The organism is Erythrobacter sp. (assembly GCF_038133525.1).
Taxonomy (GTDB): domain Bacteria; phylum Pseudomonadota; class Alphaproteobacteria; order Sphingomonadales; family Sphingomonadaceae; genus Qipengyuania.
This window is the reverse complement of sequence record NZ_JAYPTL010000094.1, coordinates 1-7,745: the sequence shown is the minus strand read 5'-3', so window position 1 is coordinate 7,745 and position 7,745 is coordinate 1. Positions and strand designations below refer to the sequence as shown.

Genomic DNA, 7,745 nt, shown 5'->3' with positions numbered 1-7,745 from the left:
GTGCCAGACGGGTCCGTACATCGTCTTCTTCAACTGGGACGAATCGGCCATTACGCCGGAAGCTGCGACCATTCTGGACAATGCGGTTTCGGCCTACGCCAACTGCGGCACGGCTTCGGTCATGCTCGCCGGTCACACCGACCGTTCGGGTACCCCGAAGTACAACATGGGCCTCGCCGAGCGTCGTAACGCCTCGGTTCGCGGTTACCTCACCTCGCGCGGTATTCCGGATGGCCGGATCACCAGCGAAGCGTTCGGTGAATCGCAGCCGCGCGTCCCGACCGCGGACGGCGTCCGTGAACTCCAGAACCGTCGTGTGGAACTCACCTACGGTCCGGGTTCGGGCATGTAAGTTTCGCGAAATTCGCGATACAGGACGAGGGGCCGGAGCAATCCGGCCCCTTTTTCGTTGGGTGAACGAGACCAGTCCAATCGCGGAGACCGACCATGCGCGCCCACCTTTCCCTGCTTCCTTCCATTGCCCTACTCGCCAGCGCATGCGCCACGGTTGGTGCCCTGCCTGACAGGAGAGTAGGCGAGGCCGCACTCCGCACATCCGACGGCCTGCCCGCGGGCAATGTCCAACTGGTCCAGACCGGCGCCCAATTGTCGCTGGCCGTGGCCGTGGTGGGCTTGCCGGCTGGCGAACACGGTTTCCACCTGCACACGGCGGGCAGTTGCACGGCACCCGATTTCACCAGCGCGGGCGGTCACCTGAACCCCGCAGGCAAACACCACGGCTCGCTTGCCGCGGGCGGCAAGCACCTGGGCGACCTGCCCAACCTTGTGGTCGCCACAAACCGCACCGGCTCGCTGGTGGTCGACCTGGAAGGCGACGCTGCATTGCTGCTTCCGCTGATCTTCGATGCGGACGGCACCGCCGTCGTGGTCCACGCGGGCCCCGATGATTACCGCAGCGATCCCTCGGGAAATGCAGGCAGTCGGATCGCCTGCGGTATCCTGCAACAGGCCAGCTAGGCAGGCGAATCGTCAGCCAGCGGCCCGTGCGCGCTCTTCGATCGTAGCTTCGGCTTCGGGGAGCGCGCGATAGGCCCAAATCAGCAGGGCAAGCGAGATCGGCGCAACCGCGATTAGCGAGAGCACCCCGATCCGCATGCTCCCGGTCAGGTCGGAGATCTGGCCGACCATATAGGGCCCCACCGCCAGGCCGACGAGCGTCGTTGCGAGGAAGAACGATGCGGTTGCCGTGCCACGCATGCGCGGAAGCACCAGGTCCTGCGTAGTGGCCGCCGCTGCACCGAGTGCCGCGGCCGCGAACAGGCCGGCAAGGAAGTTCATCACGTAGAAGACGGTGCCGCTGTCAGTGGTGAAGCCGACCCAGATCGGAACGATCGGCGCCAATATCCCGAACATGATCATGAGGATGCGGCCCGACGGATTGCGCTGCCGTAGCGCGTCCGAAAGCCTGCCGCCCATGATCACACCAAGGAACCCCGAAACCGCCCCATTGGCACCCAGAACGAAGGCGAGTTCTTCCTTGGGCAACTTCAGTACGATTTCGGCGTAGGGCGGAGCCCAGAAAGCCAGTGCATAGGCACCAAGCGAAACGAGGCCGTAACCGAGCGCCGTGCAAATGAAGGCCGGGGTTCCCCAGATCAGTCGGAACGTCGCCGGGTCATGCTGCTTGAGCGTCGCCGCCCAGGAGAAAACTGCGTAATAGCCAAAGGCCATCGCCGACCATTGCGGAGTGTTGCCGGTAATCCCGATCATCACGATCGCGGCCGCCACCATTGCAGCGGCAAAGGCGATATTGGCCACCAGCGCCTTCGCCCCGCGCCGCGCGGCGTGCACCAGGGTGAAGGGGGGCAGCAGCATCGACAGGTCGACAAAGAAGTCGCGCAGCGGGTGGCGGTCAGACTGGCCCTCTTGCGGCGCGCGTTCGGGCTCGCGCAGGGTGGCCACCCACAGGGCCATGAGGATGCCTGGAATGCCGACAGCCAGGAAGGCTGCCTGCCAGCCGACGAGCCCGCCGATACCACCGCCGGGATAGGCCGCGTCCCAGACCTGGGAGATCTTGGCACCGATCAGCAGCGACACGCCGCCGCCAAGATAGAGGCCCGAGGAATAGATCGCGAGTGCGGTCGCCCGCTTCTTGGCCGGGAAATAGTCCGAGATGAGCGAATAGGCGGTGGGACTGGCCGTCGCCTCACCCACGCCGACGCCCATGCGAGCCAGAGACAAGGTCAGATAGTTCCGCGCTAGGCCCGAGGCGGCGGTCATCGCCGACCACAGGGCAAGCCCGATCGTCAGTAACCGGACCCGGTTCCAGCGATCGGCCAACCTGCCGAGCGGCACCCCGAACAGGGCATAGAACACCGCAAATGCCGCACCGCCCAGAAACCCAAGCTGGCCGTCGGTCAGACCCAGGTCCCGCTTGATGTCGACCGCGAGGATCGAAAGGATTTGCCGGTCGATGAAGTTGAGGATGTAGACGACGACAAGTGTGAAAAGGACGTACCAGCTATAGGCTGGAATCTTGTCCTCCACCGCTGCTGCCGGAAGGTCTGCCTGCACGGCGGCGTCGGTCGTCTCGGTCAAATTCCTACTCCGTTAGCGAAGGCATTCCTTCTGCGTACCGTGTCGTATCGATAAGCCCCGCTTCGTCAAACCCCTTTCGCCGCAAACGACAGGAATCGCACGCCCCGCAGGCAGTTCCGTCAGGGAGAGGGTCGTAGCAGGACCAACTCCACGCCGGGTCGAGCCCGAGCCGATGGCACTCGCGGGCAATGTCCGCCTTGGTCATGTGCTGCAGCGGTGCGTGGATCGTGAAGGGTTTCCCCTCGACCCCCTGCTTGGTGCCCAGGCGCGCGGTTTCCGCGAAGCTCGCAATGAATTCGGGCCGACAATCGGGGTAACCCGAATAATCGAGCGCGTTGACCCCGATGAAGATATCACGCGAGCCCGAGCTTTCGGCAAAGGCCGTCGTCAGCGCGAGAAAGACGAGATTGCGGGCCGGAACATAGGTAACTGGAATGTCGCTGCCGACGCCCGCCTTGGGAACGTCAATGTCGTCGGTCAGCGCCGAACCACCGAACCGGCGCAGGTCGAGCGGCAGCAGGACATGGCGTTCCACGCCTAGTCGTTCGGCGATCGCCTGCGCCGATTCGAGTTCGCGGCGGTGCCGCTGGCCATAGTCGATGCTGAGCGCGTGGAGCGCGTGCCCGCGCTCGCGCGCGATCGCCGCGGTGACCATCGAATCGAGCCCGCCCGAAAGCAGTACGACCGCCGGGCCGAGCTGCGCCTTGTCGTCATGTGTCATGCCTTGCCGCTAGGACGGAACGCCCGAGGCGGCAACCGTCAGCTGCAGGTGCCGGACCGGCGGCCTTCGGCAGAGAATTGGAAGGGCTTGCCGTCGGCGATCCCCTGGCTGTCGATCTGTACCAGCACGCCGCTTTCCTTGCGGACATTGGTGCGGCCATAGCCGTTACCGCGACAGGTGTACTGCACGGTCACCTCATTCGCGCCATCTTCGACCACGAAGCGGTTGCACCCTGCATCGGTGTGGCGCAGCTGGAGGAACTCCCGTCCCGTCTTCACGCACACCTTGCGCATGGCAGTACCATCGCGATAGCGAACCTCCCAACCGCCCTTGTCGAGCGTATCGAGCATCGCCAGCGAGGTTTGGGCGAGCACAGGCACAGCCAGCGCCGCAAGCGGCGCAGCAAGTACCAGAAGCATTCCCTTGCGGCTCATTTCTTCAAAAACCTTTCGCGTACCAACAGCTTCGGTCGCCTCCATGATTCGCTGATATTAGAGCAAATCTGCGATTAACCGTTGTATAACGTCGACACACCGTTAGGCGGCGATCATGAATTGCTTCGAGCAAAAGGCGCAGTCGACGACAATCTGACCGTCTTCGTTGCGCATATCGACCCGATCTTCTTCAGGAAAGCGGGCGATGACCTGCTGGTAATGCTCGATCGTGCACCGGCACCCACGCTCAATGCCAGAGCCCGGCTGGACACGAACTTCCTCTTCTTCATGGAACAGGCGCCAGGCGATCGCCTCCAGCGAGAGGTCATGGTCGAGCAGTTCGTCGTGCCGAAGCGAACCCGCCAGCACGGCGACATGCCCCCATTCGGGATGGTCGAGCCGGGCATGCAGGCGCTCGCGTCCTTCCTCGCCATCGGGCAGGTGCTGGACCAGCAGACCCGCTGCGACGCAAGCACCGCCGTCCGAGCGCACCGCACAGCGGATCAGCGTCGGTACCTGCTCCGACTGGAAGAAGTAGTTCTCGCAGGCTTCGGACAGGCTGCCCCCCTCGAGCGGGACAATACCCTGATAGCGTCCCTTACCCTCCGCCATGTCGAAGGTGATCGCCAGGTACCCCTTGCCGAACAGCGCGAAGAGCGAGGGGTTGGCACCCAGCTCGGCCAGCGCATCGGCATCGAAATCGACGTAGCCGCGCAGGTCGCCGTCCTTGTAGTCGCACACGAGCAGCTTGACTGCGCCCGCTTCGGTCTGCGCCTGCATTGTGACCTGCGATCCCCCGTCCTTGAGCAGGCCACCCATCAGTGACGCCAGCACGAGTGCTTCGGCCAGCAGGTGGGTGATCGGCGCAGGGTAATCATGCGCCGACAGGATCGCATCGAGCGTCTGGTCGAGGCGCACCAACCGCCCGCGTGCATTGCGCGACGGAATGGCGAAACCCAGCAGGCGCTCGGAATAGGTTTCCGCGGAATTGTGCTCAGAATCAGTCATCGCCGCCATATGGGGCAGGCTGAGCTTGATTGTTAGGGGTGTTTCAGAGCTTGCCGAAACACCACAACAGCACTGATTTCTGCGCGTGAATGCGATTTTCGGCTTCGTCGAACACGACCGACTGCTCGCTCTCGAACACCTCTTCGCTGACCTCGTCGCCGATATGGGCGGGCAGGCAGTGGAGGAAGCGCGCATCGGGATTGGCTCGCGCCATCAGCTTCGCATCGACGCGGAATGGCTCCATCGCGGCGAGCTTGTTGTGCACATGCTCCTGCCCCATCGACACCCAGGTATCGGTGACGACGATATCGGCGCCCGCAGCCGCTTCTGCAGCATCCTGGGTCAAGGTGACCCGCGCCCCGCCCGCTCGCGCCATGGCGACGAATTCCGGATCGGGTTCATAGCCCTGCGGCGTGCCGACGCGAACGTTGAACTTGAAGATCCCGGCCGCCTCGAGGATCGAGTGCAGCACATTGTTGCCATCGCCCAGCCACGCCAGCTCGAGACCTGGGAGCGCCTTGCCCTGTTCGACCATGGTCAGCAGATCGGCGACGATCTGGCAGGGATGCGACCGATCGGTCAGCCCGTTGATCACGGGCACATGGGCGTAATGCGCCAGTTCCTTGGCCTTGGCATGGTCGTCGGTGCGGATCATGATCGCATCGACCATGCGGCTCAGCACGCGCGCCGTATCGGCGATGCTTTCGCCCCGGCCAAGCTGGCTGGTTCCCGAATCGAGGATCAGCGAGCTGCCCCCAAGCTGGCGCATGGCGATGTCGAAGCTCACCCGCGTACGGGTCGAATTCTTCTCGAAGATCATCGCCAGCACGTGACCGGCCAGCGGAGCGTCGGGATCGACTGACCCCTTGGGCCAGCCGGCGCGCGCCGCCTTGCGGTCCTGCGCATCGGCGAGCATGGCGGCGATCGCATCCCCGCCCGCGTCCGACAGGTCGAGGAAATTCCTCACCGCCGGGGCCAGGTCGAGCGCGTCACCGCCGCTCATCGTCAGGCCCCCGGATCGAAGCTCGCCGCGCCGGCGGAAAGCTTTTCGAAGAATTCGTCGAACTCGGCGTCACCCGCCACCAGCGGCGGCAGCACGCGCAGCGTGTTGTCGCCGGCCGCCACGGCGAGCAACTGGTGGTTGTCGCGCAGGTGGACGTAGAACGGGCGGCTCTCGACCTTCATCTTGAGACCGAGCATCAGCCCCTTGCCGCGAACCAGTTCGAACAGTTCGGGATAATTGCCGATGAACTGTTCCAGCCGGGTGCGCAGGCGCTCGCCCTTCTCGGTCACTTCGGCAAGGAATTCGTCGTTGGCGACGGCATCCATCACTGCCATGCCTGCGGCCATTGCCAGCGGGTTGCCGCCATAGGTCGAGCCATGCGTGCCGAGGCCCATGCCGCGCGCAGCCTTTTCGGTCGCGAGGCAGGCGCCCAGCGGGAAGCCGCCGCCGATACCCTTGGCGGTGGCCATGATGTCTGGCTCGATTCCATAGTGTTCGTAGGCGTAGAGCTTGCCGGTGCGGGCAACGCCACACTGGACCTCGTCGAACACCAGCATCAGGTCGTTCTCGTCCGCCAACTGGCGCAGGCCGCGAATGAACTCTTCCGAACCCGGGCGGATGCCGCCTTCACCCTGGATCGGTTCGACCAGGAAGCCTGCGGTGTTCGGGCCCATCAGTGCCTTGGCGCTGTCGAGGTTATCGAACTCCGCATATTTGAACCCGGCGAGCAGCGGCATGAAGCCCTTGTGCATCTTCTCCTGGTTCGAGGCGCTGATGGTCGCCATCGTGCGGCCGTGGAAGGCGTTGGTGAAAGTGATCAGCTCGAACTTGTCGTCATTGCCGACATGCTGGTGATAGGCGCGCGCGGTCTTGATCGCGCATTCGACCGCCTCGGCACCCGAATTGGTGAAGAACACCGTGTCGGCAAAGGTCTTGTCGACCAGCCGCTGCGCCAGCGCCTCGCCCTGGGGGCTGCCATAGAGGTTCGAGACGTGCATCAGCGTCTCGGCCTGCTTCTGGATCGCGCCGATCAGGCCCTTGTGGCTGTGGCCAAGCAGGTTGACCGCGATGCCGCTGGCGAAGTCGAGGTAACGGGTGCCGTCCTCGTCGATCAGGTGGCAATGCTCTCCCTTGACCGGGCGCACCCCGCAGCGGGGATATACGGGCATCAGCGGTGTAATCGACATGGTTCCTCCGAGGGGATTCGCGAAAAGGCATTTAGGGTCAAAGACAAATGGCGGTCCCCAAGGAACCGCCATCTGCGTGTTTGCCAGCGATCTATTGCTTTGCGCGGTCCGGGTCAAACCGGATCGCGGTCCGCAGCCTCACTCCGATGCGGGAACGAGGTTGACCGCCGAGTATTTTCCTCGTCGGTCGACTTCGAGATCGAACTCGTAGCGTTCGCCTTCGTTGAGACCGGCAAGGCCCGAGCGTTCGACAGCGCTGATGTGGACGAAAGCGTCCGGCTGGCCATCGTCGCGGGTCAGGAAGCCGAAGCCCTTCATCGAATTGAAGAACTTGACGGTGCCCGTCGCCTTCTCGCCGGTCAGCTCGCGGCGGGGTGCCGCTTCACGCTCGCCGCCACCGCTGCTGCGTTGCTGCACAGCAATGACTTCGCCAACGATCTGCAGATCCTGCGCCGAAACCTTTCCGCCGCGATCGACGAGGTTGAATTCAAGCTCCTGCCCTTCGGCAAGGCCTTCGAGGCCGGCCCGCTCTACAGCGCTGATGTGGACGAACACGTCCTCACCACCGCCATCCTGCTGGATGAAGCCGAAACCCTTCTGCCCATTGAAGAACTTCACCGTACCCTTGCCGGTGCCGACGACCTGTGCGGGCATGCGGTTGAAACCGCCGCCACCGCCACCGCCGCCACCGCCGCGAGGGCCGCCGCCGAAGCCGCCACCGCCGCCACGGTTGCCGCCGCCGAAACGGTCGCCACCGCCGCCGAAGCGATCACCGCCCCCGCGGTCATCACGAAATGAATTGTGCGGAGCAAAGTCCGCGGGCGGTCCACCGA

General features: G+C 64.2%; 9 protein-coding genes. 2 read left to right on the top strand and 7 right to left on the bottom strand.

All coding sequences use genetic code 11. The annotated features are described in order from the left end of the window. Together AAFM29_RS16040 and AAFM29_RS16035 are read left to right on the top strand one after the other, a co-directional pair. Window positions 1-352 (top strand): OmpA family protein (locus tag AAFM29_RS16040; protein WP_341713775.1); only part of this gene is annotated, 352 nt, incomplete at its 5' end. A gap of 95 nt (window positions 353-447) precedes the next feature. Next, a complete protein-coding gene (locus AAFM29_RS16035) occupies window positions 448-978 on the top strand; it encodes a superoxide dismutase family protein (protein WP_341713774.1) in 531 nt (176 codons plus the stop codon). 12 nt (window positions 979-990) lie between these two features. Here the strand turns inward: AAFM29_RS16035 and AAFM29_RS16030 are convergent, their stop codons facing one another. The 7 genes from AAFM29_RS16030 to AAFM29_RS16000 all read right to left on the bottom strand — a co-directional run. Beyond that, window positions 991-2,559, bottom strand: a complete 1,569-nt coding sequence (locus tag AAFM29_RS16030; RefSeq protein WP_371830760.1) for a spinster family MFS transporter — start codon at window positions 2,557-2,559, stop codon at window positions 991-993. Window positions 2,560-2,563: 4 nt separating this feature from the next. Further along, a complete protein-coding gene (queC, locus tag AAFM29_RS16025) occupies window positions 2,564-3,280 on the bottom strand; it encodes a 7-cyano-7-deazaguanine synthase QueC (RefSeq protein WP_341713773.1) in 717 nt (238 codons plus the stop codon). 38 nt (window positions 3,281-3,318) lie between these two features. After that, on the bottom strand, window positions 3,319-3,714 hold the full coding sequence (locus AAFM29_RS16020; RefSeq protein ID WP_341713772.1) for a hypothetical protein: 396 nt from the start codon (window positions 3,712-3,714) through the stop codon (window positions 3,319-3,321). A gap of 102 nt (window positions 3,715-3,816) precedes the next feature. Continuing rightward, complete coding sequence (locus AAFM29_RS16015) at window positions 3,817-4,722, bottom strand: Hsp33 family molecular chaperone HslO (protein ID WP_341713771.1); 906 nt, start codon at window positions 4,720-4,722, stop codon at window positions 3,817-3,819. Between the two features lie 43 nt (window positions 4,723-4,765). After that, entirely contained in the window at window positions 4,766-5,725 is a 960-nt protein-coding gene (gene argF / locus AAFM29_RS16010) for an ornithine carbamoyltransferase (RefSeq protein ID WP_341713770.1), read from the bottom strand. Window positions 5,726-5,727: 2 nt separating this feature from the next. Then, window positions 5,728-6,912, bottom strand: a complete 1,185-nt coding sequence (locus tag AAFM29_RS16005) for an aspartate aminotransferase family protein (protein ID WP_341713769.1) — start codon at window positions 6,910-6,912, stop codon at window positions 5,728-5,730. 138 nt (window positions 6,913-7,050) lie between these two features. Further along, a partial coding sequence (locus tag AAFM29_RS16000) for a cold-shock protein (RefSeq protein ID WP_341713768.1) occupies window positions 7,051-7,745 on the bottom strand: 695 nt, incomplete at its 5' end.

Bases quoted from the DNA above. Each gene is read 5' to 3' on its own strand.
- argF (WP_341713770.1), bottom strand. From the start codon at position 5,725: ATGAGCGGCGGTGACGCGCTCGACCTGGCCCCGGCGGTGAGGAATTTC.
- AAFM29_RS16005 (WP_341713769.1), bottom strand. From the start codon at position 6,912: ATGTCGATTACACCGCTGATGCCCGTATATCCCCGCTGCGGGGTGCGC.
- queC (WP_341713773.1), bottom strand. From the start codon at position 3,280: ATGACACATGACGACAAGGCGCAGCTCGGCCCGGCGGTCGTACTGCTT.
- AAFM29_RS16020 (WP_341713772.1), bottom strand. From the start codon at position 3,714: ATGAGCCGCAAGGGAATGCTTCTGGTACTTGCTGCGCCGCTTGCGGCG.
- AAFM29_RS16015 (WP_341713771.1), bottom strand. From the start codon at position 4,722: ATGACTGATTCTGAGCACAATTCCGCGGAAACCTATTCCGAGCGCCTG.
- AAFM29_RS16035 (WP_341713774.1), top strand. From the start codon at position 448: ATGCGCGCCCACCTTTCCCTGCTTCCTTCCATTGCCCTACTCGCCAGC.